25 protein-coding genes are annotated in these 23,790 nt (G+C 64.3%); 20 read left to right on the forward strand and 5 right to left on the reverse strand.

Annotated elements, in window-relative coordinates; translation table 11 throughout:
- The first annotated feature begins 66 nt into the window (after nucleotides 1-66).
- The 3 genes from secG to ACSQ76_RS13905 all read left to right on the forward strand — a co-directional run bounded on the left by secG (nucleotide 67) and on the right by ACSQ76_RS13905 (nucleotide 2,952).
- Nucleotides 67-432, forward strand: a complete 366-nt coding sequence (gene secG / locus ACSQ76_RS13895; RefSeq protein WP_306130675.1) for a preprotein translocase subunit SecG — start codon at nucleotides 67-69, stop codon at nucleotides 430-432.
- A 170-nt stretch (nucleotides 433-602) separates the two neighbouring features.
- Nucleotides 603-2,246, forward strand: coding sequence for a CTP synthase (locus ACSQ76_RS13900; protein WP_306130676.1), 1,644 nt, complete (start codon nucleotides 603-605; stop codon nucleotides 2,244-2,246).
- 133 nt (nucleotides 2,247-2,379) lie between these two features.
- Entirely contained in the window at nucleotides 2,380-2,952 is a 573-nt protein-coding gene (locus ACSQ76_RS13905; RefSeq protein WP_437157049.1) for an outer membrane protein, read from the forward strand.
- Nucleotides 2,953-3,016: 64 nt separating this feature from the next.
- Here ACSQ76_RS13905 and ACSQ76_RS13910 read toward each other — a convergent pair whose 3' ends face one another.
- Complete coding sequence (locus ACSQ76_RS13910; protein WP_437157050.1) at nucleotides 3,017-3,631, reverse strand: hypothetical protein; 615 nt, start codon at nucleotides 3,629-3,631, stop codon at nucleotides 3,017-3,019.
- 194 nt (nucleotides 3,632-3,825) lie between these two features.
- Between ACSQ76_RS13910 and ACSQ76_RS13915 the strand changes: the two genes are divergently transcribed.
- From ACSQ76_RS13915 to ACSQ76_RS13945, 7 genes are all read left to right on the forward strand, one after another.
- Nucleotides 3,826-4,293, forward strand: a complete 468-nt coding sequence (locus ACSQ76_RS13915) for a TerB family tellurite resistance protein (RefSeq protein WP_437157051.1) — start codon at nucleotides 3,826-3,828, stop codon at nucleotides 4,291-4,293.
- 57 nt (nucleotides 4,294-4,350) lie between these two features.
- On the forward strand, nucleotides 4,351-4,788 hold the full coding sequence (locus tag ACSQ76_RS13920; protein ID WP_306130680.1) for a TerB family tellurite resistance protein: 438 nt from the start codon (nucleotides 4,351-4,353) through the stop codon (nucleotides 4,786-4,788).
- Nucleotides 4,785-5,525 carry a phosphate/phosphite/phosphonate ABC transporter substrate-binding protein gene (locus ACSQ76_RS13925; protein ID WP_437157052.1) on the forward strand — a complete coding sequence of 247 codons (741 nt, stop codon included), beginning with the start codon at nucleotides 4,785-4,787 and terminating at the stop codon, nucleotides 5,523-5,525. The genes ACSQ76_RS13920 and ACSQ76_RS13925 overlap by 4 nt, the downstream gene beginning before the upstream one ends.
- A gap of 146 nt (nucleotides 5,526-5,671) precedes the next feature.
- Nucleotides 5,672-6,448, forward strand: coding sequence for an ABC transporter ATP-binding protein (locus tag ACSQ76_RS13930; RefSeq protein WP_437157053.1), 777 nt, complete (start codon nucleotides 5,672-5,674; stop codon nucleotides 6,446-6,448).
- Nucleotides 6,449-6,477: 29 nt separating this feature from the next.
- A complete protein-coding gene (locus ACSQ76_RS13935; RefSeq protein WP_306130683.1) occupies nucleotides 6,478-7,200 on the forward strand; it encodes a transporter substrate-binding domain-containing protein in 723 nt (240 codons plus the stop codon).
- Between the two features lie 140 nt (nucleotides 7,201-7,340).
- Nucleotides 7,341-8,225 carry an ABC transporter permease gene (locus tag ACSQ76_RS13940; RefSeq protein ID WP_437157054.1) on the forward strand — a complete coding sequence of 295 codons (885 nt, stop codon included), beginning with the start codon at nucleotides 7,341-7,343 and terminating at the stop codon, nucleotides 8,223-8,225.
- Nucleotides 8,225-9,031, forward strand: coding sequence for an ABC transporter permease (locus ACSQ76_RS13945; RefSeq protein ID WP_437157055.1), 807 nt, complete (start codon nucleotides 8,225-8,227; stop codon nucleotides 9,029-9,031). The genes ACSQ76_RS13940 and ACSQ76_RS13945 overlap by 1 nt, the downstream gene beginning before the upstream one ends.
- Nucleotides 9,032-9,088: 57 nt before the next feature.
- Here ACSQ76_RS13945 and ACSQ76_RS13950 read toward each other — a convergent pair whose 3' ends face one another.
- Genes ACSQ76_RS13950 through ACSQ76_RS13960 form a run of 3 tightly spaced genes read right to left on the reverse strand, consistent with a single transcriptional unit; the run spans nucleotide 9,089 to nucleotide 10,936 of the window.
- Nucleotides 9,089-9,886 carry a DUF4336 domain-containing protein gene (locus tag ACSQ76_RS13950; RefSeq protein ID WP_437157056.1) on the reverse strand — a complete coding sequence of 266 codons (798 nt, stop codon included), beginning with the start codon at nucleotides 9,884-9,886 and terminating at the stop codon, nucleotides 9,089-9,091.
- Nucleotides 9,887-9,891: 5 nt separating this feature from the next.
- Nucleotides 9,892-10,437 carry a peptidylprolyl isomerase gene (locus tag ACSQ76_RS13955; RefSeq protein ID WP_437157057.1) on the reverse strand — a complete coding sequence of 182 codons (546 nt, stop codon included), beginning with the start codon at nucleotides 10,435-10,437 and terminating at the stop codon, nucleotides 9,892-9,894.
- On the reverse strand, nucleotides 10,430-10,936 hold the full coding sequence (locus ACSQ76_RS13960; protein WP_306128977.1) for a peptidylprolyl isomerase: 507 nt from the start codon (nucleotides 10,934-10,936) through the stop codon (nucleotides 10,430-10,432). Before ACSQ76_RS13960 ends, ACSQ76_RS13955 begins: the two co-directional genes overlap by 8 nt.
- A 130-nt stretch (nucleotides 10,937-11,066) precedes the next feature.
- Between ACSQ76_RS13960 and ACSQ76_RS13965 the strand changes: the two genes are divergently transcribed.
- The 8 genes from ACSQ76_RS13965 (at nucleotide 11,067) to ACSQ76_RS14000 (ending at nucleotide 21,091) form a co-directional block, all read left to right on the forward strand.
- Complete coding sequence (locus tag ACSQ76_RS13965; RefSeq protein WP_437157058.1) at nucleotides 11,067-12,251, forward strand: phosphoglycerate kinase; 1,185 nt, start codon at nucleotides 11,067-11,069, stop codon at nucleotides 12,249-12,251.
- A gap of 122 nt (nucleotides 12,252-12,373) precedes the next feature.
- Nucleotides 12,374-13,972 (forward strand): hypothetical protein, encoded by a 1,599-nt coding sequence (locus ACSQ76_RS13970; protein WP_437157059.1) that lies wholly within the window; start codon nucleotides 12,374-12,376, stop codon nucleotides 13,970-13,972.
- Nucleotides 13,973-14,106: 134 nt separating this feature from the next.
- Nucleotides 14,107-15,000, forward strand: coding sequence for a fructose bisphosphate aldolase (locus ACSQ76_RS13975; protein ID WP_437157060.1), 894 nt, complete (start codon nucleotides 14,107-14,109; stop codon nucleotides 14,998-15,000).
- A gap of 90 nt (nucleotides 15,001-15,090) precedes the next feature.
- The gene (locus tag ACSQ76_RS13980) at nucleotides 15,091-16,407 is read left to right on the forward strand and encodes a glutamine synthetase family protein (RefSeq protein WP_437157061.1); all 1,317 of its coding nucleotides are present in this window, start codon (nucleotides 15,091-15,093) and stop codon (nucleotides 16,405-16,407) included.
- 204 nt (nucleotides 16,408-16,611) lie between these two features.
- A complete protein-coding gene (locus ACSQ76_RS13985; protein ID WP_437157062.1) occupies nucleotides 16,612-17,289 on the forward strand; it encodes a type 1 glutamine amidotransferase in 678 nt (225 codons plus the stop codon).
- 1 nt (nucleotide 17,290) lies between these two features.
- Nucleotides 17,291-18,652 (forward strand): glutamine synthetase family protein, encoded by a 1,362-nt coding sequence (locus ACSQ76_RS13990; protein WP_437157063.1) that lies wholly within the window; start codon nucleotides 17,291-17,293, stop codon nucleotides 18,650-18,652.
- A complete protein-coding gene (locus ACSQ76_RS13995) occupies nucleotides 18,645-19,790 on the forward strand; it encodes a hypothetical protein (protein ID WP_437157064.1) in 1,146 nt (381 codons plus the stop codon). Before ACSQ76_RS13990 ends, ACSQ76_RS13995 begins: the two co-directional genes overlap by 8 nt.
- Nucleotides 19,787-21,091, forward strand: a complete 1,305-nt coding sequence (locus ACSQ76_RS14000) for an NAD(P)/FAD-dependent oxidoreductase (protein WP_437157065.1) — start codon at nucleotides 19,787-19,789, stop codon at nucleotides 21,089-21,091. Before ACSQ76_RS13995 ends, ACSQ76_RS14000 begins: the two co-directional genes overlap by 4 nt.
- Nucleotides 21,092-21,097: 6 nt before the next feature.
- On the opposite strand, the gene ACSQ76_RS14005 is transcribed toward ACSQ76_RS14000, so the two are convergent.
- Nucleotides 21,098-21,307, reverse strand: coding sequence for a hypothetical protein (locus tag ACSQ76_RS14005; protein WP_437157066.1), 210 nt, complete (start codon nucleotides 21,305-21,307; stop codon nucleotides 21,098-21,100).
- 184 nt (nucleotides 21,308-21,491) lie between these two features.
- Here ACSQ76_RS14005 and ACSQ76_RS14010 point away from each other — a divergent pair, with 184 nt between their 5' ends.
- Both ACSQ76_RS14010 and ACSQ76_RS14015 read left to right on the forward strand, forming a co-directional pair.
- On the forward strand, nucleotides 21,492-22,379 hold the full coding sequence (locus tag ACSQ76_RS14010; protein ID WP_437157067.1) for a LysR substrate-binding domain-containing protein: 888 nt from the start codon (nucleotides 21,492-21,494) through the stop codon (nucleotides 22,377-22,379).
- Nucleotides 22,380-22,566: 187 nt separating this feature from the next.
- A complete protein-coding gene (locus ACSQ76_RS14015; protein ID WP_437157068.1) occupies nucleotides 22,567-23,787 on the forward strand; it encodes a DegT/DnrJ/EryC1/StrS family aminotransferase in 1,221 nt (406 codons plus the stop codon).
- Nucleotides 23,788-23,790: the final 3 nt, after the last annotated feature.

Below are 23,790 nucleotides of genomic sequence, written 5' to 3' on the forward strand. Positions count from 1 at the left end.
GGCGGGTTGCGGGGGACGCCCGAATTGCTTAGATACCGCCCATCCGAACCCGAGGGACCACGTCTTATGGAAAATGTCATCCTGCTTGTTCACCTGCTCTTGGCGCTCGCGCTGATCGGTGTCGTGCTTTTGCAGCGCTCCGAAGGTGGCGGCCTGGGCATGGGCGGCGGTGGCGGCAACGTGTCCACCGGGCGGTCCAGCACCACGGCGCTTGGCAAGCTGACATGGGTGCTGGGCCTGTCTATCTTTGCCACGACGCTGACCCTGACGATCATCGCGGCGCAGAATGCCGGCGGCTCTTCGGTTCTGGACCGCATCACCGACGACAGGCCCGCGGCCGAGGAAAGCGATCCGGCACTCGACAGCACGGGCGACGGTCTGCTGCCGCCGTCGGCGGGCGACGATGCACCGCTGACACCCACCGCGGACTGACCCAGAAACACCACTAAGGCTTGCGGGCGCGCATCAGCGCGTCACAGCATATTGCGCGTTTCGTCCGAATCCTATATGGCTCGAGTCCCGTGGTGATGCGGTGCCGAAGGCTTCGATTCGACCGCATTTAACTGGCGATAAACGCCGCAATCACGGGGGATTGCCAGCCCATGGCACGTTATATTTTCATTACCGGCGGTGTGGTTTCGTCCCTCGGCAAGGGTCTTGCCTCTGCGGCATTGGGTGCGCTTTTGCAGGCGCGCGGCTTTTCGGTGCGTCTGCGCAAGCTCGATCCCTACCTTAACGTCGACCCCGGCACGATGTCGCCTTTCGAGCATGGCGAGGTCTTCGTCACCGATGACGGCGCCGAGACCGACCTTGACCTTGGCCACTACGAACGCTTCACCGGCGTCCCCGCTCGGATGACGGATTCGGTCAGTTCGGGCCGCATCTATTCCAACGTGCTGGAGCGTGAACGCCGGGGCGACTACCTCGGCAAGACGATCCAGGTGGTTCCGCATGTCACCAACGAGATCAAGGATTTCATCGGCATCGGGGATGACGAGGTCGATTTCATGCTGTGCGAGATCGGCGGCACGGTGGGCGACATCGAGGGTCTGCCCTTCTTCGAAGCGATCCGCCAGTTCAGCCATGACCGCCCGCGCGGACAATGCATCTTCATGCACCTGACACTTTTGCCCTATCTGGCGGCCAGCGGCGAGTTGAAGACCAAGCCGACCCAGCACAGCGTCAAGGAACTGCAATCCATCGGGATCGCGCCCGACATCCTTGTCTGCCGGTCCGAACAGCCGATTCCGGAGAAAGAGCGCGAGAAGATCGCGCTCTTCTGCAACGTCCGGAAAGAAGCCGTCGTCGCGGCTTACGATCTCAATTCGATTTATGAGGCGCCGCTTGCTTATCATCATGAAGGGCTTGACCAGGCGGTGCTGGACGCGTTCGATATCTCGCCCGCCCCGCGCCCCGACCTGACCACCTGGAAGGACGTGGTGGACCGCATCCACAACACCGATGGCACGGTCAACGTCGCCATCGTCGGCAAGTACACGCAACTCGAGGATGCATACAAGTCGATCAAGGAGGCGCTCACGCATGGCGGCATGGCCAACCGGGTGAAGGTAAATGTCGAATGGGTCGATGCCGAGATCTTCGACCGCGAGGATGCCGCCCCCCATCTGGAAGGCTACCACGCCATCCTCGTACCCGGCGGGTTCGGAGAGCGGGGCACCGAGGGCAAGATCAAGGCCGCGCAATTCGCCCGCGAGCGCAAGATCCCCTACTTGGGCATCTGCCTGGGGATGCAGATGGCGGTGATAGAGGCCGCCCGCAACAAGGCGGGCCTCAAGGACGCCGGATCGGAAGAGTTCGACCACGAGGCCGGCAAGAAGCGTTTCACGCCCGTGGTCTACCACCTCAAGGAATGGGTGCAGGGCAACGAGAAGGTCAAGCGCAAGGTGACCGACGACAAGGGCGGCACCATGCGTCTGGGTGCCTACGATGCCGTGCTCAAGGAAGGTTCCAAGGTGGCCGAGGTCTATGGCGGCACCGCGATCGACGAGCGTCACCGCCACCGCTACGAGGTGGATATCGAGTACCGCAAGAAGCTCGAGGAATGCGGCCTGACTTTTTCCGGCATGTCGCCCGACGGCCGCCTGCCCGAGATCGTCGAATGGGAAGGCCACCCATGGTTCATCGGCGTTCAGTTCCATCCCGAACTGAAGTCAAAGCCGTTCAAGCCGCATCCCCTCTTCGCGGATTTCATCCGGGCCGCCGTGGAAACCTCACGCCTTGTCTGATTTCGGCTGAAAAACACGCATAATCAGGTCGTTAAGAATTTCTAGCGCCCGGTTTGAACCGTTCCTCATGTCGCTGCGACCTATGTCCGAGCCCCGGGATTGTCCCGGGCCACGAACAGACATGAGGTTCATAATGAAGACGATCTACAAATCCCTTACCGCCGCCGCAGCCCTGTCCGCGGCCCTTTCCACCACCGCCGTGGCCCAGGATGCCGAGAAATGGCAGGGTTTCTACCTTGGTGGCCGCGTGAACATGCAAAATCTCGGCATCTCGGCTGCGCCCATCGGGATCGACCCCGAAATCAACGCCGGTGTATTCGGCGGATACAACCACGCCATTGCCCCCAATTTCGTTCTGGGTGCCGAGGTGGGCTACGACAGCAAGCTGGATTATACGGTGATGGGCACCGGGCTGGACCTGGAGAACAACATCAACCTGCGCGGCCGCGGCGGCTATGCCTTCGGCAACTCGCTGCTCTACGGCACCCTGGGCTATGGCTGGACGGACTGGGACGTGGCCGCCGCCGGCGTCTCGGGATCGGGTCAGGGCATCTCCTACGGCATCGGCCTGGAGACGATGCTGAGTGAAAATATTACCACCCGGTTCGAGTACACCCGCACGAATTACGATCTCTCTGGCCCCGCTCTGGGCGGCAGCGACGGCGAAGTCGACGCATTCTCGGTCGGTGTCGCGTACAAGTTCTGACCCCGGATTATCGAATCAGTCAGGGCGCCCGTCACAGGGTGCCCTGATGTCTTTGCCGCGCCCTTCAGTAGCGAAGGTTCGTCAGGTCGTCATCGTGGTCTTCTTGCGGCGGATGAAAACGCAGCATTCGGCGCGAAACGCCAAGTTCGAGCACCGGGCTGAACAGATCCCGCAGAAGTGAGCGGCGTTCGTGATAGACGGCCGTCTCGGCCTTGCGGTCAAGGCGCAGCTCATTCTCCAGAAGCGTCGCGACGATCCGCTCGTCCAGCACATAGCGCCCCTGCCGGCCTTCCCGCCGGTCCTCGGCTTGGGCCTCGAGCCACCGCAGGATACGCGAACGATCCTCGACGTCCTGATCCGGCCAGACCAGATAGAAGCCCGAATTCAGCCGCAGGCAGATCGAGTCGAGCATAAGCGCCGCCCCTGACAGTTCCTTCGGTATGTCGCGCTTTGGCATGTAGTTGAAGCGATGCGGCTGGCCATTCAGGAAGACGGTCAGCGCCGTTCCAAGATCCATGAACCTCTGCGCCATGACCCAGCCGAGAACGCGCCTCGGGTCTCCTGTCCAGTCGTATGCCCGAAGAAAGCTGCGCGCCTCATCATGCGCGCAGCCGCGCAGGTCGGCCAATTGATCCTCCGGCGCGGCGGTCGAAATATTGACAACGGAGTTGCGCGACATGACAGGCTTCACATTCGGAAAATCACACGGATGAGTACGCTTTGACGCGCAAACTGGCCGTTAGTTTGGAGCAAATGTGTCACGCTTCAGGCTCGGGGCGCGGATCGGCGGATTTAATCCAGCAATTTTGTTTTCTTGCACTCGGATGACGCGTTAAACGGGAGCAATCGATCCCGATTTTACGGAACCGCCCAATGGAGAAACCCTCGCTGCTTCACCGTTTGCTGCACGCGTTCGATGCGCCCGAGCCGCCGCCCCTGCCCGCGCCCGACGAAAAGCTGGCGCTCGGGGCGCTGATGGTGCGTGTGGCGATGTCGGATCACAGCTACAAGTTTGCAGAGGTGCACCGGATCGACCTGCTGCTGGTCCGGCTTTTCGGGCTGGGCCCGATCGAGGCGGCCAAGATGCGCGCGACTTCCGAGCGACTGGAGCGCGACGCGCCCGACACCGAGGAATTCGGCGACATTCTTCGCAAGACGGTCAGCTTCGCCGCGCGCGTCGACGCGCTGGAGGCGCTGTGGGAAGTGGTGCTGGCCGATGGCGTCCGCCACGATGAGGAACTCGAAGTGCTGGAAGACGTGCGCCGGACGCTGGGCCTGTCGCCCGAGGACAGCGACGCCGCCCGGGCCCGCGCGGAAACCGAGATGAGCGGCAGCCAATAGCGCCCCGGTCCGCAGATTCTCGTTGGCGGCGGCGGGCAGGTTGCCTATATCCCCTTCATGTTTGCGGAATTCCTGAAAAAGCTCACCGACTCGACTCCCGAAACGCTTCCCGACGAGGACGCCCGGCTGGCGCTGATCGCCCTTTTGGTGCGCATCGCCCGCTCGGACGGGCATTTCGACACCGAGGAACGCCAGCGCATCCTGGCCATTGCGCGCACCCGGTACCAGCTGCCCGAATCCGACGCGGCGGCGCTGCTGGACGAGGCCGAACAACTGGAAGCCGAAGCGCCCGACACTGTGCGTTTCACACGCGCGATCAAGGATGCCGTGGCCTACGAGGACCGCGTCGGCGTCATCGAAGCACTTTGGCAGGTGGCGCTGGCCGATGGTGAGCGCGACGCCAGCGAGGATGCGATCATCCGCATGGCGGCAAATTTTCTGGGCGTGACCGACATGGACAGTGCCCTTGCCCGCCAGCGCCAGGAAGAAGGATGATCGCCAGTCTGCCAATGTACGACCGGCCCGAACTAAGGACCGAAACCGACAGGTTCTGGCAAGCCATCCGCGAAAGTTTGGGCCACGGGCCCGACCATCTGACCCGTGGTGGCGACCCTTGGGACGATTGGCAATCGCCGGACCTCTTGCTGTCCCAGACCTGCGGCTACCCCTATCGCGCCCGACTGCATGGCAGGGTCGCGCTGGTCGGCACGCCGGATTATTCCCTGGACGGGTGCGGTCCCGGCGAATACCGCTCGGTCTTCGTGGCCCGGGCGAAGGACGCACGGACCGATCCGATGGAGTTCGCTGCTGCGCGCTTTGCCTATAACGAGCCGATGTCGCAAAGCGGCTGGGCCGCGCCCGCCGCCTGGGCCGAAGCGCACGGATTTGAATTCACCGATACGCTGCGCACCGGCAGCCACCAGGCCTCGGCCCGCGCGGTGGCCGAAGGAGGAGCGGATCTGGCGGCGCTCGATGCACAGACTTGGCGTTTGATGCAGCGGTTCGAGGCCTTCACAACTGAACTGCGCGTTATCGCCGCAACGGATCCCAGCCCCGCCCTGCCCTTCATCACCGCGCCGGCCAACGACGCGGACACGGTTTTTCGGGCCGTGGAGACCGCAATCGCGGCCCTGCCGTCCGAAACCCGCAACGCGCTTGGCCTGCGCGGAATCGTGCGCCTTCCGCCCGAGGCCTATCTTGCCATTCCGACGCCTGCACCGCCGCGTGCTTGACGCAACGACACCCCGCCGCATTCGCCCAAAAGCCGGGCAATACGCACGAAACGGACGAAAAAACATCGTTTTGCAAGTTGCATTGGCCCAAAATTACTGCCCTATTGTCCGATGTTACTGCCTGACCTGCAAACCGGAAGCTGCCTTTGCCTGACGAAACGCCCGTCATCGATATCCGAAATCTGCACAAGGCCTATGGCAGCCTTGAGGTCATCAAGGGGGTGGACATCACCGCGCCGAAGGGCAGCGTGGTGTCGCTGATCGGCTCTTCGGGGTCGGGAAAGTCGACCATCCTGCGCTGCGCCAACCTGCTGGAAGACAGCCAGCAGGGAGACATCCTGTTCAAGGGCGAGCCCGTGACGTGGAAAGGCACCGGCCTGAACCGGCACCCGGCAGACCCCAGGCAAGTGCTGCGGATCCGCACGAATCTGTCGATGGTGTTTCAGCAGTTCAACCTGTGGGCCCACCTGACCATCCTGCAAAACGTGATGGAGGCGCCGGTGACCGTGCTGGGCCGTCCCAAGGATGAGGTCGAGAAGGCCGCACGCGGCTATCTCGAAAAGGTCGGCATCGGCGACAAGTGCGATGTCTACCCGGCCCAACTCTCTGGCGGGCAGCAGCAACGCGCCGCCATCGCGCGCGCGCTCTGCATGGAACCCGAGGCGCTTTTGTTCGACGAACCCACCTCGGCGCTCGACCCCGAACTGGAACAGGAAGTCGTGCGCGTGATCAAGGACCTGGCCGCCGAAGGGCGGACCATGATGATCGTGACCCATGACATGAAAATGGCCCATGACGTGTCGGACCACGTCATTTTCCTGCATCAGGGCCTGATCGAAGAAGAAGGCGATCCGGAGACACTCTTCGGCTCGCCCAAATCCGAGCGGCTGCGTCAGTTTCTCAGCTCGACGATGGCCGCCTGAACCAAAAGAACCAAGCAAGGGAGACACTTATGAAAAAGCTAGTTCTATCCACACTCGCCGCGGCCCTGGCCGGCGGCATGGCGATGGCCCAGGACAAGACGATCCGCCTGGGAACCGAAGGCGCCTATGCGCCTTGGAACTTCGTCAACGACGCGGGCGAAATCGACGGTTTCGAGCGGGAGCTGGGCGACGAGCTCTGCGCGCGCGCCGAACTGACCTGCGAATGGGTCAAGAATGACTGGGATTCGATCATCCCCAACCTGGTGGGGGGCAACTACGACGCCATCATCGCAGGCATGTCGATCACCGATGAGCGTGACGAAGTGATTGATTTCACCCAGAACTACACGCCGCCGGATCCGTCGGCCTATGCCGGTATGTCCGAGGACGTGGATGTCGCAGGTGGCGTGATCGCCGCGCAGACCGGCACGATCCAGGCCGGCTACATCGCGGAATCCGGCGCCACGCTGGTGGAATTCGCCACGCCCGAGGAAACAGTCGCTGCCGTCAAGAACGGCGAGGCTGACGCGGTTCTGGCCGATAAATCTTTCCTCGCGCCGATCGTGGCCGAGGACAGCGACATGATGTTCGTGGGCGAAGACGTGCCGCTGGGCGGCGGCGTCGGCATGGGTGTCCGCGAATCCGACACCGAGCTGAAAGAGACGTTCAACGCCGCGATCCAGTCGATGAAGGACGATGGCAGCCTGAACGAGCTGATCAAGAAATGGGAAGTCGCCTCGACTTTCGAATAAGCTGATCCAGTCGCGCGCCCCGGGTCTTCCGGGGCGCGCGCTTCTGGCCTGACGGGGACACATGGCCGATACCACTTGCAAAGTCGCACCCGGCGTCACGCGATGGCCGATGCCCATGAGCGGGGCCTCGGGACGTTGCCATGTTTGAGTTCTGCACCGACCCTTCCGTGCTGGGCGATGTTCAGTGGCTGGCCTGCTACCTGACCACGGCCAAGCACGCCAATCTCTATTTCGCCGTCGGACTGGTGCTGGTGTTGCTGGCAATCACGGCGCCGACCGCTCTGGCGTTCGGCTTTGCCGCCGCCTCGGCCGCGCGGTCGAAATTCCGCCCGCTCGCTTGGGTGGCGCATGGCTATATCAACCTGGTGCGCGGCGTGCCCGACACGGCGTTTTTTCTCTTTTTCATCATCGCGCTCGACCAGGGCTTCGAATGGGTCCGGCACAAGGTCAGGTGCCCGGACTGGGACGCACCGATCCGGCAAGGTAATGACTTCATCGTCTGCCAGGCGGCCAAACTGCCCCTGGGCGAGGCCGATCAGTGGGTGCACGAGATCTACGGCTTTTTCCTCGCCGTTCTTACTTTTTCCATCGTCTTCGGCGCCTTTGCCGGCAACGTGCTTTACGGCGCCATGCGCACCGTGCCCCGCGCACAAATGGAAACCGCCGAAGCCTACGGCATGACACCGCGCCAGAGCTTCTGGCGCATTCTCGTCCCGCAGATGTGGATCTACGCCCTGCCCGGCCTCAGTAACGTGTGGATGGTGCTGACCAAGGCGACACCGCTGCTGTTCCTGCTGGGCGTCGAGGATATCGTCTATTGGGCGCGGGAACTGGCCGGCACGGCCTTGCCGAAATTCACCGACTATCCGCACGGCGATTGGCGCATGTGGTATTTCCTGGCGCTGCTGGTCTTCTACCTTGGCCTGACGCGGGTGTCCGAGATCGTGCTCGACCGTCTGATGATAAAGCTGTCGCACGGCCAGGCCACCACGGGCGGCGAAGCGCTGCGAAAGGCGGCGGCGTGATGAGTTGCTGGCAGACCATCCAGGATTACGGGCTGCGCTCCATCGGGCTGGGAGAACGTCTGCTGCCGCGCGAGGACTTTACCCTCTGCCAGCAGGTCACACTGATCGGCTCCGGCATGATCTGGAACATCTATTTCGGCGTTCTGGCGATCATCCTCGGCTTTGGCCTCGCCACGTTGGTGGCCGTGGGCAAGGCCTCGCCCAACCGCCTGCTGCAAAAGCCCTCGGCCTGGTTCATCTACATTTTCCGCGGCTCGCCGCTCTTCATCCAGTTCTTCTTTGCCTACGCGGCCTTCCTGAACCTCAAATCCGTCTACCCGGCCTTCGACCCGTTTACCGCCGCCTGGCTGGGCGCGTTGATCGTGCTTTTCCTCAACACGGCCGCCTATTCCGGCGAGATCTTCTATGGCGCGCTGCGCTCTATCCCAAAGGGCGAGGTCGAGGCGGCCGATGCCTACGGGTTCTCGGGGTTCACCCGGTTCCGGCGGATCATCTGGCCCACCATGCTGCGTCTGGCCTGGCCCGCCTACACCAACGAGGCGATCTTCCTGTTTCACGCCACCACGCTGGTCTTCTTCTCGGCCTTTCCGGCGTGGCAACAGCGGGGCGACGCGCTTTATTACGCGAACTACTTTGCGGACAAGACCTTCAACCCTTTCGTGCCCTACCCGATCCTGGCAGGGTATTTCATCCTGCTGACACTGGTGGTGATCTCGATCTTCGGGCTTGTGAACCGGCGGCTGAACCGTCACCTGCCACAGGAAAGGCGCGTCAGGATTCGTTTTCGCCCGACCTTAATTCGCTGAGACCGGCAGCACATACGAAACAGCCTGCCTGAACTGCGCGCCCGCCTCAAGAGCACCCTAGCGAGGATCGTCCTTTCGCTCGCGCGCCTTCATGTCCCGCATCGCCCGGTCCCACTGGCGCGGACCGAGCAACTTGCGAAAGGCCCGCTCCAACTCAGCCGTGCCATTGCGTTCGTACCAGCGCCCGTGTGCGATGATCACGCGCCGCGCGCCCCAGCCGACGATGGTCTCGATATCCTCGGCAAAGGCCACCTTGTCACGAAATGTCCAGCGGATCAGGGGCGGTGTCTTGCCATCGCTGTCGTCGATGCCGTTCAGCCACACGAATGGCCGGCAGCGCGCGGGCAGCTTGTCGGTCTCGAAGGCTTCGATCAAGTCGGTCAGGATCGTCGTGGTGGAGGCCTTATGGTGGAAAATCATCTCCTTGTGCGTCCGGCTGCCGCGCACAAAGAGCTGGTCGATCTGTCCATTCCAATGGGCCTCTGCCGCGCAGCGCTTCAGTTCCTGCCCTTTTGGCAAACCGATCCCAAGCTTTGCTGCACGTTCATGCGTACCGGGTGCAGACCAGAAAGCCGCATCGGGATAGGCCTCAGCCCATTCGGGAATGTGCAGAAAATGAAACTGGTTGGGTGCAATCAGGTGCCGCACCGGCCCCAGCACCGCCAAGGCATCCCGCAAATCCGTGGTGAGCGGGGTCGGAGAATGCACCCACAGGTCGTCATTCTCCAGTTGGATCACCGTGGCCCGGGTGGGAAAGGGAAAGCCCATCACCGTCACCGGCGCACCGTCGATGATCCAGATGCGGTCGGCCACGGGTTTGAGCACGTTCAGCGGCTCGTACCCCGTGGCCGTCACGCGCCTTACTCCGTGACCGTGACAGACACCATGCGGTCCGGCTCGCCGATAACGGCACCGTTGGGGCCTTCACCGCGCTTGATGTCGTCCAGCACGTCCAGCCCTTCGGTCACGCGTCCCACGACGGTGTATTCCCCGTCAAGGAACGGGCCCGGCGCGAACATGATGAAGAATTGGCTGTTGGCGCTGTTCGGGCTCTGGCTGCGTGCCATGCCCACAACACCCCGGTCAAAGGTGATGTCCGAGAACTCGGCGGCCAGGTCCGGGCGATCGCTGCCGCCGCGGCCGGCCATGGACATGTCGCCGCCCATCTTGCCGAACTCGACGTCGCCTGTCTGGGCCATGAAGCCATCGATCACGCGGTGGAAAACCACGTTGTCATAGGCGCCTTCGCGGGCCAGTTCGGTGATCTGCTCGACATGGCCGGGCGCCACGTCCTCCAGCAGGTCGACCTTGATCGTGCCGTTGGCCTCGCCCGCGACCTCGATTTCAAGGCCGGTGGCCAGCGCCGGAGCGGCCAGAATGGTGAAGAGTGCAGAAAGCTTAAGCATCGGCGGCCACCTTTACGCTGATCATCCGATCGGGACTCGCGGGTGGCTCGCCGCGGGTGATGGAGTCGACATGTTCCATGCCGTCGATGACCCGGCCATAGACCGTGTATTGCCGGTTGAGGAAATGGTTGTCAGAGAAGTTGATGAAGAACTGGCTGTTGGCGCTGTCGGGGTTCTGGCTGCGCGCGGCGCCCAGCGTGCCGCGGTCGTGCGGTACGCCCGAAAACTCTGCCTTGAGATTGGGCAGATCGCTGCCCCCCGTACCCGCCATGCGAAGGTTGAAATCGTTTTCCATGTTGCCGTTGGCCACGTCGCCGGTCTGGGCCATGAAGCCGTCGATCACCCGGTGGAAGGCCACGTTGTCGTACTGACCAGACCGCGCCAGTTCCTTCATGCGTTCGCAATGGCCCGGGGCCACGTCGGGCAGCAGCTCGATCGTCACGGTGCCGTCCTTCAGCTCCATCAGGATCGTGTTCTCGGGGTCTTTGATCTCGGCCATCCGGGGCCTCCTTTTTGACTTGGGCTGGGCAATACCTAGGCGCTTGGGCCGGGATTGCCAAGCCAGAGCTTGACGCCCCTGCAAGGTCGCGCCAAAAGGCCCGCGACTGGCATCCGTGGGAGGGATCGTGATGGGCTGGAAGACGCTTGATGACATGGACCTGGACGGCAAGACGGTGCTGACGCGGGTCGACATCAACGTGCCCGTTGAGAACGGACGTGTCACCGATGCCACGCGGCTGGAGCGGATCAAGCCCACCATTGACGCGATCCTTGCCGCGGGCGGCAAGCCCTTGCTGCTGGCGCATTTCGGACGGCCCAAGGGCAAGGTCGTGGACGAGATGTCGCTGCGCCAGGTGGTCCCTGCCCTGCAAGAAGCCACAGGCCACAGCGTGCAGTTCATCGAAACGCTGGAAGGGGCCGAGAACCCCACAGCCGAGGCCAAGGCCGCCGAGGTCCTGCTGCTTGAAAACATCCGTTTTCACCCGGGCGAAGAGGCGAACGACCCCGATTTCGCCGCGCGCCTTGCGGGCCTTGGCGACGTTTATTGCAACGATGCCTTCTCTGCCGCGCACCGCGCCCATGCCTCGACCGAGGCGCTGGCACGCCGCCTGCCCGCCTGTGCCGGTCGGTTGATGCAGGCGGAGCTGTCGGCGCTGGAAGCCGCTCTTGGACGACCCGAGCGCCCGTTGGTGGCGGTCGTGGGCGGGGCCAAGGTTTCGACCAAGCTGGACCTTCTGGGAAACCTTGTCGAGAAGGTGGACAAGCTGGTGATCGGCGGCGGGATGGCGAACACATTCCTTGCCGCACAGGGCCTGAGCGTCGGCAAATCACTGTGCGAGCACGACATGGCCGACACCGCACGCCAGATCATGGTCAAGGCCGGCGGCGCGGGCTGCGAAATCCTGCTGCCTGCCGACGTGGTGGTCGCCGAGGAGTTCCGCGCCGGTGCCGCGTACCGGACCGTGCCCGCCCACGCCTGCCCTGAGGATGCGATGATCCTGGATGCCGGGCCACAGGCCGTCGCCCGGATCACCGCCGCTTTCGATACCGCGCGGACACTGATCTGGAATGGCCCCCTGGGCGCGTTCGAGATCGAGCCCTTCGATGCGGCCACCAACACCGCAGCCGCCCATGCCGCCCAGCGCAGCCGCGACGGAAAGCTGACATCGGTCGCAGGCGGCGGCGACACTGTGGCGGCCCTCAACCAGGCGGGCGCGGCCGAGGATTTCACCTATATTTCCACCGCCGGTGGCGCGTTCCTTGAGTGGATGGAAGGCAAGACCCTGCCTGGTGTGGCGGCTTTGGGTGGTTGACTCCTTCCTCGCCCCACACAGGCGCCGTGACCGCTTTTAAAAGGTATGGAATCCCGGACTGTGGTATCTGTCGATGCGGGCCTAGCCTGCCCGCAGTGCGATTTCACCCGGGGGAGCCCATCATGCGCCGTTTCACATCTGCCATCGCCGCCGTGTTTTGCTTCGGCCTTGCCACACCGGGCAGCGCCGAGGGCGACCCGAAGCCGGGCCTGCTTGACCTGATTACCGTCGACAGGATCGCCGAAAGCCTCGCCAGCGTGGCCATTTCGGCGCTGCGCACGCAGATGGAGGTCGAGTACGAGCATCTGCAGACCGATATCCTGCGCGGCACCGTGGCCCTGACCGGCGTGACCCTGCGCCCGCAACTGCCGCATGACCGCGCCCGTCAGTGCGAGATCACGGTGCAGCGCATCAGCGTCGATCTGGGCCAGCCGGCGGCGGCGTTCGGCGTGGCGACGATTTCAAGCACGATGGTCGGGGCGAATGCCGCCATCGCCTGTGTGCCGCGCGACGTGGGGCTTGGCCTGCGTTCGGCCGGGTACAACGCGATCGAGGTGGACCGCCTGACCTACGAGGCCGAATACGTGCACAGCACCGGCGAGATTCGGGTCAACGGCTCGGCCGCGGTCAATGAGCTTGCGATCCTCGATCTCGCCGCGGCAGGGGCGGTCCTGCCGCGGCTGGACCAGTTCGGCCTGCCGGGCGATCCGGCGGTCCGCGTGCGCCGCGCTGTCGTGGGCCTGCAGGACCAGGGCGGCTGGGAGCGGCTGTCGTCGCTCATCCCCGAGAACCTGCGCCAGCCCGAGGTGATCCAGAGTCTTGGAACCGAAGAGCTGACCAACATGCTCAGCAACAACGGGACCCGCGCCCTGACCGCGACCGAACGGCGGTTCATCGACGACCTGATGAACCATGTCGCGGATTTCGTGCGCGACCCTGGCGAGATCACCATCGAGGCGCAGCTTCCCGCCAGCGGCATCGTGCTGGAACCCGAGATTTACGAGAGACCCGAAGAGCTCTTGCAAGCGCTGGCGCCCGATGCCCGAACCGCGTCCATCGCCCGGGCGAACTTGATGGGCGCCGACACGTTGGGGCGGCTTGATGAAGGCGATGTCAGCGCGGCGGAACGTCTCGACATCGCAAAGGCGCTGTTACAGGGCGACGGCGTGCCGCGCACCGAGGCGCTGGTGCCGGATATCCTGGCTCCCCTGCTGGTCGAAGGTGGCGCCGAGGCGCCCGAGGCGGCGCTTCTGACCGCACAGGCGCAGGCGGCGACCGATCCCGACGCAGCCTACCAGAACACGCTGACCGCCGCGGCGGGGCGGCAGCCGGGGGCAATTGCCATGCTCGACCGGCTGGAAGAACGGCTGGCCACGACGCAGGTCCTGGCGGCACAGGATGCGCATATCGAGATGCAGCCGAGCGCGCCGGCCCTTCCGGCAGGGGATGACATCCGTGCCGTGCGCTCGCAGGCGCTGGCTTATTTCACCGGGCTTGGCGCGCCGCGTTCTTACCGACAGGCCTATTATTTCGCCCTGATTGCCGAAGCGGCGGGCGATATCGGCGCCCGCCCCCTGCGCGAGGATATCGAGAACCGCTTTGCGAACCGCGGGTTGGATGTGAGTGCGACGTGGCAGGCGCTGAGGACCGAGGTGCAGACCCGGGCGCTGACCGATTGGATCGAGAGCGACCTCGCGGACCGGTATTCGGCGGCGGATTGACGGTTGCACAAGCTTGCGGCGGTGGGCGCGTTATGTTCGCGCAGCCCCGCCGCCTTGGCGTCACCGAGCATTGCGCGGCGAGCGGCCCTCACGTATGAAACTGGAAAATCATATCTACCGGCAAGAGGGATGGCATGTCGAAGGCGGAACAAACGGAGCAGATGCGGGCGGGACAAGGGTTTATCGCGGCGCTGGACCAGTCGGGCGGCTCGACCCCCAAGGCGCTGCGGCTTTATGGCGTCGAGGAAGACGCCTACAGCTCGGACGAAGAAATGTTCGACCTTGTCCACGACATGCGGACCCGCATCGCACAGGCGCCGGCCTTTACCGGCGACAAGGTGCTGGGCGCGATCCTTTTCGAGATGACCATGGACCGCGAGATGGGCGGCAAGCCGTCGGCGCAATACATGTGGGAAGAGCGTGGCGTGGTGCCATTCCTGAAGGTTGACAAGGGCCTGGCGGACGAGGCGGACGGCGTTCAACTGATGAAGCCGATCCCGGATCTTGAAAGCCTGTTGGGCCGGGCCAATGACGCGGGCATCTTCGGCACCAAGATGCGGTCGGTGATCAATGCGGCCTCCGGCTCGGGCATTGCCGCCGTGGTGGACCAGCAATTCGAGATCGGCAACAACATCCTCGATCACGGGCTGCTGCCGATCATCGAGCCGGAGGTCACGATTTCGATCGATGACAAGGCGGAGGCTGAAACGATCCTGCGCGACGAGATTGCAAGACAGCTCGACACCCTGCCCGAGGGGCGCGAGGTGATGTTGAAGCTGACGCTGCCCGAGACACCGAACCACTACAAGGCGCTGGTGGATCATCCCCGGGTGCTGCGGGTCGTTGCGCTGTCGGGCGGCTACAGCCGGGAGGAGGCCAATGACCGGCTGTCGAAGAACACCGGCATGATCGCCAGTTTCTCTCGCGCGCTGACCGAAGGGCTGTCGGCCCAGCAATCTGACGCGGAGTTCAATGACACGATCGCGGCGTCGATCGACAGCATCCATCGGGCGTCAGTTTCCGGGTAAACCCTTGGAATTGAGTATTTCTAGCAAGAAAAAGGCGGGCGGTCGAATGTATCTGGCCCCCCGCTTTATTCTTGGATAAAGAAACGCTTCATGGACCTTTCGACCTACCAGACCTTTCGCGTGGCGGCGTGCGACCTTAACGGGCGCATGCGCGGCAAGCGCGTGCCCGGCGACTATGCCAGCAAGCTGGAGAAAGGCGCGGTGCGGATGCCCATCTCGGCGCTGAACCTCGATATCTTCGGGGCCGACATCGAGGACAGCCCGCTGGTGTTCGAGACCGGGGACGCCGATGGCATCCTGTTGCCCACCGGGCGCGGCGCCCTGCCCCTGCCCTGGCTGGAAACCGAACAGCCGCTGGTGCCGATGGCCATGTATCACGAGGATGGCCGCCCCTTTGAGGGCGACCCGCGCCATGCCCTGGACGCCGTACTGGCGCGCTATGCCAAGCGGGGATGGCGCGTGGTGGCCGCGACCGAGCTGGAATTCACCCTGGTCGATGACAGTGACGATACGCTCAGCCCGGTTAAGAACCCCCTAACGGGCCGTGAAATCGGGTCGGAAGAGATCCTGTCGATGGCGCAGCTGGACCTCTTTGACCCCTTCCTGTCAGAGCTTTACGACGCCTGTGCCGCCATGGGCATCCCGGCGCAGACCATGACCAGCGAAAGCGGTGTGGGGCAGTTCGAGATCACGCTGAACCACCAGGATGCGATGCGCGCGGCTGACGATACCTGGCTGTTCAAGCGGCTCATTCGCAACCTGGCGCGCAACCACGGCTTTGCCGCGACCTTCATGGCCAAGCCCTTTGCCGACGATGCGGGCAACGGGATGCACCTGCATTTCTCGGTCTGGGATGAGGATGGAAAGAACGTCTTTGACAATGGCGGGGACGAGGGAACAACCCTTTTGAAACAGGCGGTTGCGGGCTGTATTTCAGCCATGCGGGAAAGCACGCTTCTGTTCGCGCCTCACGCCAACAGCTATGAAAGGCTGGTGCCGGGGGCCCATGCGCCCACCGGCGTCGCTTGGGCCTATGAGAACCGCACGGCGGCCATTCGGGTGCCCGGCGGCAGCCCCAAGGCGCGACGGATCGAGCACCGGGTCGCGGGGGGCGATACCAACCCCTATCTGACCTTTGCTGGGGTGATGGGTGCGGCCCTGACGGGCATCGAGGACGCGCTGGAGCCGCCCGAGCCGATCACGGGAAATGCCTATGATCTCAACCTCTTGCAGCTTTGCGAAGATTGGGAGAGTGCCATCGACCTGTTCGAGCAGGCGCCCATATTGGCGCGCGTTTTCACGCCGATGCTGATCGAGAACCTGGTGATGACCAAGCGGCAGGAACTGGAGCTATTCGCAGAGATGGACGCGGCGGAGCACTGGAAAATCTATCTGGAGACGGTCTGAGCGACTCAAATGTTAATGCCGCAATCCCACGTCGGTATTACGTCGGTATCCGGGTGGTATCGCGTCGGTAATTTTCTCAGATCGAAATCGTTAACGTGCCGGACCCGCGGAGGCCGTGGCGTGGGCGCCGGAAATGGCCTAGAACGGCCTTGATCGGGCCGATTGGCTCGGCTAGCGTAAATTTGATCAAATTTCTGGTGTGACATGAAAATCGGCATCCTGATGACCGGCCACGCCCTGCCCGACCTGATCGAGAGCACGGGCGATTACGACGCGATGTTCGCCGACCTGCTGGGGCGGGACGGCTTTACCTTCGAGCGTTACGACGTGGTGGACGAGGTTTACCCCAAGAGCCCCGACGACGCCGATGGCTGGTTGATTACCGGCTCCAAGCACGGCGCCTACGAGGACCACCCTTGGATCAAGCCGCTGGAGGCGTTCATCCGCGACATACGCGACGCGGGCAAGCCGCTGATCGGCGTGTGCTTTGGCCACCAGATCATCGCGCAGGCCCTGGGCGGCAAGGTGGTGAAGTTTCCCGGCGGCTGGTCGGTGGGGCGCACCGAGTACCAGATCGAGGGCAAGCCGATGGCGATGCACGCCTGGCACCAGGACCAGGTGGTCGAGCTGCCCGAGGGCGCGGAGGTGATCGGGCGGTCGGAGTTCTGCGAGAACGCGGCTCTGATGATCGGGGACACGATCCTGACCATTCAGCCGCATCCGGAATTCACCGCGCGTGTGTTGCAGACCATCATCGACCAGCGCGGCGCGGGCGTGGTGCCGGACGACCAGCTGGCCCAGGCGACCGCCAGTGCCGAGACGCCCACGGACGCCGCCGCCTTTGCCGCGCGCATGGCGGTGCATTTCAGGAAAGGGGCCTGACATGGCCGAGGATTGGACGGCCGGACTGCCCGAGGCGGCACAGGCCTATCTGGAAAACCGCCGGCTGGACGAGGTGGAATGCATCGTCGCCGACCTGCCCGGCATCGCGCGGGGCAAGGCGGTGCCGGCGACCAAGTTCGCGCGGCAGGAGTATTTCCACCTGCCCGATTCGATCTTCTACCAGACGATAACCGGAGACTGGGGCGAGGCCGCGGGGGCCGAAGGGTTCATCGAGCGCGACATGATCCTGACGCCCGACCTGAGCACGGCCACCGCCGCGCCCTGGACCGGAGACTGGACGTTGCAGGTGATCCATGACGCCTATGACAGGGATCACGACCCCATCCATTTCGCCCCGCGCAACGTGCTGAAACGAGTGGTGAAGCAATATGAAAAACTGGGGCTGAAGCCGGTCGTGGCGCCGGAGATGGAGTTCTTCCTGATCGCCCGCAACCTGGACCCGCGGCAGGAGATCGAGCCGATGGTGGGCCGGTCGGGGCGTCCGGCCGCCGCGCGGCAGGCCTACAGCATGACGGCGGTGGACGAGTTCGGCCCGGTCATCGACGATATCTACGATTTCGCCGAGGCGCAGGGCTTCGAGATCGACGGGATCACGCAGGAAGGCGGCGCGGGCCAATTGGAGATCAACCTGCGGCACGGCAGCCCTGTGAAACTGGCCGACGAGGTGTTCTACTTCAAGCGGCTCATTCGCGAGGCGGCGCTGCGGCACGATTGTTTCGCCACCTTCATGGCCAAGCCCATCGCCGCCGAGCCGGGGAGTGCGATGCATATCCACCACTCGATCATCGACATGGAGACCGGCAAGAACGCCTTTTCCGGCCCCCAGGGCGGCGAGACGGACATGTTCTATCACTTCATCGGCGGCTTGCAGGAATACATGCCGGCGGCGATTGCGGTGATGGCGCCCTACGTCAATTCGTATCGGCGGTATGTGAAGGACAATGCCGCACCCATCAACCTGGAATGGGGGCGCGACAACCGCACGACAGGCATCCGCGTGCCCCTGTCCAAGCCCGAGGCGCGGCGGGTGGAGAACCGGATCGCGGGGATGGACTGCAATCCATATCTGGGGATCGCCGTCAGCCTAGCCTGTGGTCTGCTGGGCATCAGGAACGAACTGCGGGCCAAGCCGCAATACCGGGGCGACGCCTATGAGGGCGAGCCGGATTTCCCCGACGGCCTGGGCGCGGCGCTGGATCTGTTCGACGAGGCGGAAGAGCTGCACGACGTGCTGCACCCCGAATTCGCGCGGGTCTATTCCATCGTCAAGCGCACGGAATATGCCGAGTTCCTGCAGGTGATTTCCCCGTGGGAGCGCGAGCATCTGCTGATGAATGTCTAAGGTCACGGTCCTTGCCGTTGGTGCGATGACCCTGTTGGCGGCAGGGCTTTGGGCGCTGCGCGACACCCCTGCCCCGGCACCGGCGGCCCAAGATACAGCCGGGCTCGAGCGGCATGACTTTCTGGAGGGGCTGCCGCTGGACGAAGGTGGCTATGCGCTCATGCTGCATGAACAGGTGACCGGCGACGGGCTGCGCGTGGTGCGGGACGCCGCCGCGCTGAAGGCGGCGCAGGGGCAGGCCTTTTACACCGACGATCCGGGCGCACAACTGAAGCGGACGTTGCTGTCGGTCGTGTTCCTGAGCCCGCCGGGCATGCCGCCCGACGGCGCCTTCGTGACGGTGCTGCAAGACAAGCAGGCGGTCGAGACGTACCGCTGTTACCGGGCCTTTTGTTCCGGTGACGAGGCCTTCGATCCGCCGCACGAGCGGGACATGGCGGGGCTGGTCGAGGCGTCGGAGCCGGTGGAACTGGTGACCGAGAGCTTCGACCACCACGACACGGCGCGGGCGCGAATGTTCAAGCTGATGCAGGATGCGGACGTGGTGATGATCGAGCCGCCGAACCTGCCGGCGCCGGGGACGATCGTGTTTCCCAAGCGGGTGCGGCTGAGCCTGCCTGCCATCCTGGTTGAGACCGACGAGAGCGGGCACGAGCCGGTGGAGCCATTTGACGAGGCGGCACTTGAGGCGCGGTTCGTCGCCGGGTTCACCCATGCCTTTCCCGAGACCGATGCCTATCGGCTGAACCCGATGCGGATCGGGCGGCAGTATCCGTCGCCGCGGGGCTGGCCGGTCGTGGGCGAAGGGATCGACGGGTATTTGCGCGACACGAACGGAGAGCTGCGTGGGCTGGGCGGGATCATGGTGATCGAGCCGTCATTGACGGTCGATCTGACCGAGCGGATGGCCGAGGCGCTGCAAGCCGAGGATGCCTTTGCCGCGATCCCTGAATTTGCGCCGCCCGAGCCGCCCGTCGTGGCGGACCGGCTGGCAGAGATGGCCGAGGCGCATCTGGGCCGCCCCTGCCCTGACTGTTTCAAGATCGAATTGCAGGTGGCAACAGTCGACGGCATCCGGGTGGACACGCTCGACGCGCCGTCATTTTCGCTGAGCCATTACAGGACCGTACCGCAATGAACCTGCTCTATTCCAACGATACACCCGGACAGTATCCCAACAGCTGGTATGCCGCCACGACCCCGCAGCTGGAACCTTTCCCGCCATTGAGGGGCGAGGTGAAAGCGGATGTCTGCGTGGTGGGTGGTGGGTTCACCGGGCTGTCGGCGGCGCTGCACCTGGCCGAGGCGGGGCTGGACGTGGTGCTGCTGGAGGCGCATCGCGTCGGCTTTGGCGCGTCGGGGCGCAATGGCGGGCAGCTGGGCTCGGGGCAGCGGCAGGATCAGCAGACGCTGGAAAAGATGGTGGGGCGCGCCGATGCGGCGAAGCTGTGGGAACTGGCGGAAGGCTCCAAGGCGCTGGTGAAAGGGCTGGTGCAGAAGCACGGGATCGACTGCCACCTGAAGCCCGGCGTGGCGCATATGTGCTTTTCCAGGGCGGAGGTGCGCGAAGAGCATGAGTATGCCGATTTTCTCTTTCGCCGTTATGGCCATGACCAGATCGAGAGACTGGACCGGGACGCGGCGCAGGCGCTCTGCCCCTCGCCGAAATACGTGGGCGGGTCGCTGGACATGTCGGCGGCGCATCTGCATCCGCTGGCCTTTGCATTCGGGCTGGCGCGGGCGGCGCGGGATGCGGGCGTGCGGATCTTCGAGCGGGCCGAGGTGCACCGGATCGACGAAGGCGCGCCCGCCGTGGTGGCCACGGATGCAGGACGGGTGACGGCGGATCACGTGATCCTGGGGTGCAACGGCTATCTGGGAGGGCTCAATCGCAAGGTCGCCGCGAAGGTGATGCCGATCAACAATTTCGTGGTCGCGACGGAGCCTCTGGGGGACGATGCCGACAAGGTGCTGACGCGGGACGTGGCGGTGGCGGATTCGAAGTTCGTGGTGAATTACTTTCGCCTGAGCCATGACAGGCGGCTGCTGTTCGGCGGGGGCGAAAGCTATGGCTATCGTTTCCCCGACGATATCGCGGCGCTGGTGCGCAAGCCGATGACGCAGATTTTCCCGCATCTTCGGGACGTGAGAATCGATCACGCCTGGGGCGGGACGCTGGCGATCACGATGAAACGGATGCCGTACCTGGCGAGGGTGGCGCCGAATGTCCTGTCGGCTTCGGGGTATTCCGGGCACGGTGTGGGCATGGCCGCGTTCTCGGGCAAGCTGATGGCCGACGCGGTGCGCGGAGAAACGCAAGGCTTTGACACGCTGGCGCGGGTGCCGGCGCCGACCTTTCCGGGGGGCACGGCGTTTCGTTCGCCTCTTCTGGTGCTGGCGATGACGTGGTACGCGACGCGGGACCGGATGGGGATCTGAGGCGGGTCAGACGCGGGGCACGCGAAAGGCGTGATGGCGGGCGCCCGTGCCGGGGTCGCGGACGACCCGCAGGAACCCGCGCCGCCACGTGGTCACGCCGGGCGGACCGGTGCGGGTTTCGCGGAACCCGAGATCTACCATCAGGTGGGGCGAGGTGTCGGCCAGGCGCTCAAGCTCGGCCAGCATCGCCGCCTCGGAAGGCTCAGTATTTCTCATGGGCGTGAGCCACCGGAACAAACGCTGTGCGAGCGCGGGATGTTGCGGCAATGGTGTTGAATTACAGAACATCGAAAAACCTTTCGAGGTCGATTTACCCCTCGAGGATACGGCTTGAGGCGGCTTGCACTCAAACCATTCTTTCTGGCATCATTGGTGAGAAAACCTCACCCTGGGAGGGATCGTGAGACTGCCCCCGCTGAATGCCTTGCGCGCCTTCGAGGCCGCCGCCCGCCACGGTGGCTTTGTCGGGGCGGCCGACGAGTTGCACGTGACGCGCGGGGCGATCAGCCGGCAGATCAAGCTGCTGGAAGAGCACCTTGGCACGCTGCTGTTTCGCCGCCACGGCAAGGGCGTCGAATTGACCGAGGCCGGGCGGCGGTTGCAGCCGGTGCTGACACGGGCCTTCGGCGACATACTGGCCGAGACCTCGCGGATCGGGACGGAGGCGGCGGATTTGCGGATCATCTGCCCACCCGCCACCTCGATCCGCTGGCTGCTGCCACGGCTTGAGAGATTCCGCGCCCTGCACCCAGAAATCGGTGTGCGGCTGACCACGGATTTCGTGGGTCCCTATGGCTTTGACGCGCACCAGTATGACGTGGGCTTTTCGGTCACGAACTGGCCGGACCGGCCCGATCACCTGAGGGTCGAGACGTTGTTCCCGGTGGAGGTGACCCCGGCCTGCGCGCCGGCGCTGCTGGCGGCAAAGGGACGGCCGGAGCGGCCGGAAGACCTGGCGGATTTCCTGCTGCTGCACGAAACGCCGCGCCATGCCGATTGGCGCGCATGGCTGGAGGCCTTTAAGGTGCGCGGCGTGGACCCAGACCGCGGCAGCGATTTTCCCAATCTCGACATGGCGGCAAAGGCAGCGACACTGGGCGCGGGCGTGGTGATGGCGGACCTTGCGCTGAACCGCGACGAGTTAGAGTCGGGCCTGCTGGTGAAGCTTTTCCCGGAGATGGTCTGCACCTCGCCCATGGGCGGCGTCTGCCTGATCGCGACACGGGAGAGGTGGGACGACCCGAAGGTGGCGGCGTTTCGCGATTGGGCCCAGTCCGAGACGCGGTGAACCGGTCCGCGCGGCGGAGGGGGACCAGTCCCCCGCGTCGAAACGGCGTTTCGACGCCCCCCTGGGATATTTGTCGCCAGAGGAAGAGAGGCGGAGCGTCGCGGTTACCAAATCTTCGCTTTGGGGTGGGACGGTTTTGGTGTAATACTTTCGGAAAATCGAAAAACGATATACAGGAAATCCGAACATGACCCTTGCACCCAACGTCTATGACGCCGAACCCATCCCCGAGGCGGCCCGGGCCGAGATTGACCGGATGCTGCAATCGGGCGACCTGTTCCGCTATACCGCGCCCGAGGATGCGCCGGTCAGCCTGCTGGAGCGGGAATTCGCCGCGCTGATGGGGACGCGCTATGCGCTGGCGGTGTCTTCCTGTTCAGCCGCGCTGTTTTTGTCGCTGAAGGCACTGGGCCTGCCGCGGGATGCGCGGGTGCTGATCCCCGGCTTCACCTTTGCCGCGGTGCCGTCGTCGGTCATCCATGCCGATTGCGTTCCGGTGCTGTGCGAGGTGGGCGAGAATTACCGGATCGACATGGCCGATTTCGAAGCGAAGCTGGACGAGCGGATCGACGCGGTGATCGTCAGCCATATGCGGGGCCATACCTCGGACATGGATGCGATCATGGGGCTGTGCGACGTGCGCGGCATCCCGGTGATCGAGGACGCCGCCCACAGCCTGGGAACCGTCTGGGGCGGGCGCAAGATCGGCACGATAGGCCGCGTGGGCTGCTTCAGTTTCCAGTCCTACAAGCTGGTCAACGCGGGCGAAGGCGGGATCCTGGTGACCGACGATGCCGACCTGGTGGCGCGGGCCGTGATCATGTCGGGCGCGTATGAGCATAACTGGGCCAAGCATATGGCGGGCGAGGATTCCCTGCTGGCGGCCGCCTTTGCCGACTGGCAGAACCGGCTGCCGCTCTACAACCTGCGCATGGGCAACCTGAGCGCGGCGATCATCCGGCCACAGCTGGCGCAGGTGGCGCGGCGGGTGCGCGACGGGCGCGACAACCACGATTACGTGGCCGGGCGGCTGAACAGCTCGCCCTGGATGCAGGTGCCCGACAAGCTGGAGCTCGAGGAGCGGGCGCCGGATTCGATCCAGTTCAACCTTGTCGGCATGAGCGACGCGGAGGTGCGGGCCTTTGCCGCCGCCGCCGCGGAGCGCGGGGTGAAGGTGCAGGTGTTCGGCATGTCGGCGGACAATGCGCGGGCCTTCTGGAACTGGCAGTTCCTGCCGGGGCCGACCCCGGACCTGCCGCGGACGCGGGCGATGCTGATGCGGGCCTGTGACGTGCGGCTGCCCGCGCGGCTGAGCCGGGCTGATCTCGACTTCGTGGCCGATGCGCTGATTGCGGCGGCAGAGGCGGCGGCGGGGCCGGTGGAGCCGGAACGGGCCTACGGCACATAAAGA

It is taken from the genome of Roseovarius sp. B08, from assembly GCF_051417955.1.
Classification (GTDB): Bacteria; Pseudomonadota; Alphaproteobacteria; order Rhodobacterales; family Rhodobacteraceae; genus Roseovarius.

What these genes read in the sequence shown, in the direction of transcription:
- ACSQ76_RS13970 (WP_437157059.1), top strand. Translation starts at nt 12,374, where the DNA reads ATGCGCCGTTTCACATCTGCCATCGCCGCCGTGTTTTGCTTCGGCCTT.
- ACSQ76_RS14000 (WP_437157065.1), top strand. Translation starts at nt 19,787, where the DNA reads ATGAACCTGCTCTATTCCAACGATACACCCGGACAGTATCCCAACAGC.
- ACSQ76_RS13975 (WP_437157060.1), top strand. Translation starts at nt 14,107, where the DNA reads ATGTCGAAGGCGGAACAAACGGAGCAGATGCGGGCGGGACAAGGGTTT.
- ACSQ76_RS13910 (WP_437157050.1), bottom strand. Translation starts at nt 3,631, where the DNA reads ATGTCGCGCAACTCCGTTGTCAATATTTCGACCGCCGCGCCGGAGGAT.
- ACSQ76_RS14005 (WP_437157066.1), bottom strand. Translation starts at nt 21,307, where the DNA reads ATGAGAAATACTGAGCCTTCCGAGGCGGCGATGCTGGCCGAGCTTGAG.
- ACSQ76_RS13940 (WP_437157054.1), top strand. Translation starts at nt 7,341, where the DNA reads ATGTTTGAGTTCTGCACCGACCCTTCCGTGCTGGGCGATGTTCAGTGG.
- secG (WP_306130675.1), top strand. Translation starts at nt 67, where the DNA reads ATGGAAAATGTCATCCTGCTTGTTCACCTGCTCTTGGCGCTCGCGCTG.
- ACSQ76_RS13925 (WP_437157052.1), top strand. Translation starts at nt 4,785, where the DNA reads ATGATCGCCAGTCTGCCAATGTACGACCGGCCCGAACTAAGGACCGAA.
- ACSQ76_RS13935 (WP_306130683.1), top strand. Translation starts at nt 6,478, where the DNA reads ATGAAAAAGCTAGTTCTATCCACACTCGCCGCGGCCCTGGCCGGCGGC.
- ACSQ76_RS13945 (WP_437157055.1), top strand. Translation starts at nt 8,225, where the DNA reads ATGAGTTGCTGGCAGACCATCCAGGATTACGGGCTGCGCTCCATCGGG.
- ACSQ76_RS13960 (WP_306128977.1), bottom strand. Translation starts at nt 10,936, where the DNA reads ATGGCCGAGATCAAAGACCCCGAGAACACGATCCTGATGGAGCTGAAG.
- ACSQ76_RS13995 (WP_437157064.1), top strand. Translation starts at nt 18,645, where the DNA reads ATGTCTAAGGTCACGGTCCTTGCCGTTGGTGCGATGACCCTGTTGGCG.
- ACSQ76_RS13985 (WP_437157062.1), top strand. Translation starts at nt 16,612, where the DNA reads ATGAAAATCGGCATCCTGATGACCGGCCACGCCCTGCCCGACCTGATC.
- ACSQ76_RS13915 (WP_437157051.1), top strand. Translation starts at nt 3,826, where the DNA reads ATGGAGAAACCCTCGCTGCTTCACCGTTTGCTGCACGCGTTCGATGCG.
- ACSQ76_RS13920 (WP_306130680.1), top strand. Translation starts at nt 4,351, where the DNA reads ATGTTTGCGGAATTCCTGAAAAAGCTCACCGACTCGACTCCCGAAACG.
- ACSQ76_RS13990 (WP_437157063.1), top strand. Translation starts at nt 17,291, where the DNA reads ATGGCCGAGGATTGGACGGCCGGACTGCCCGAGGCGGCACAGGCCTAT.
- ACSQ76_RS13900 (WP_306130676.1), top strand. Translation starts at nt 603, where the DNA reads ATGGCACGTTATATTTTCATTACCGGCGGTGTGGTTTCGTCCCTCGGC.
- ACSQ76_RS13980 (WP_437157061.1), top strand. Translation starts at nt 15,091, where the DNA reads ATGGACCTTTCGACCTACCAGACCTTTCGCGTGGCGGCGTGCGACCTT.
- ACSQ76_RS13955 (WP_437157057.1), bottom strand. Translation starts at nt 10,437, where the DNA reads ATGCTTAAGCTTTCTGCACTCTTCACCATTCTGGCCGCTCCGGCGCTG.
- ACSQ76_RS14015 (WP_437157068.1), top strand. Translation starts at nt 22,567, where the DNA reads ATGACCCTTGCACCCAACGTCTATGACGCCGAACCCATCCCCGAGGCG.
- ACSQ76_RS13965 (WP_437157058.1), top strand. Translation starts at nt 11,067, where the DNA reads ATGGGCTGGAAGACGCTTGATGACATGGACCTGGACGGCAAGACGGTG.
- ACSQ76_RS13905 (WP_437157049.1), top strand. Translation starts at nt 2,380, where the DNA reads ATGAAGACGATCTACAAATCCCTTACCGCCGCCGCAGCCCTGTCCGCG.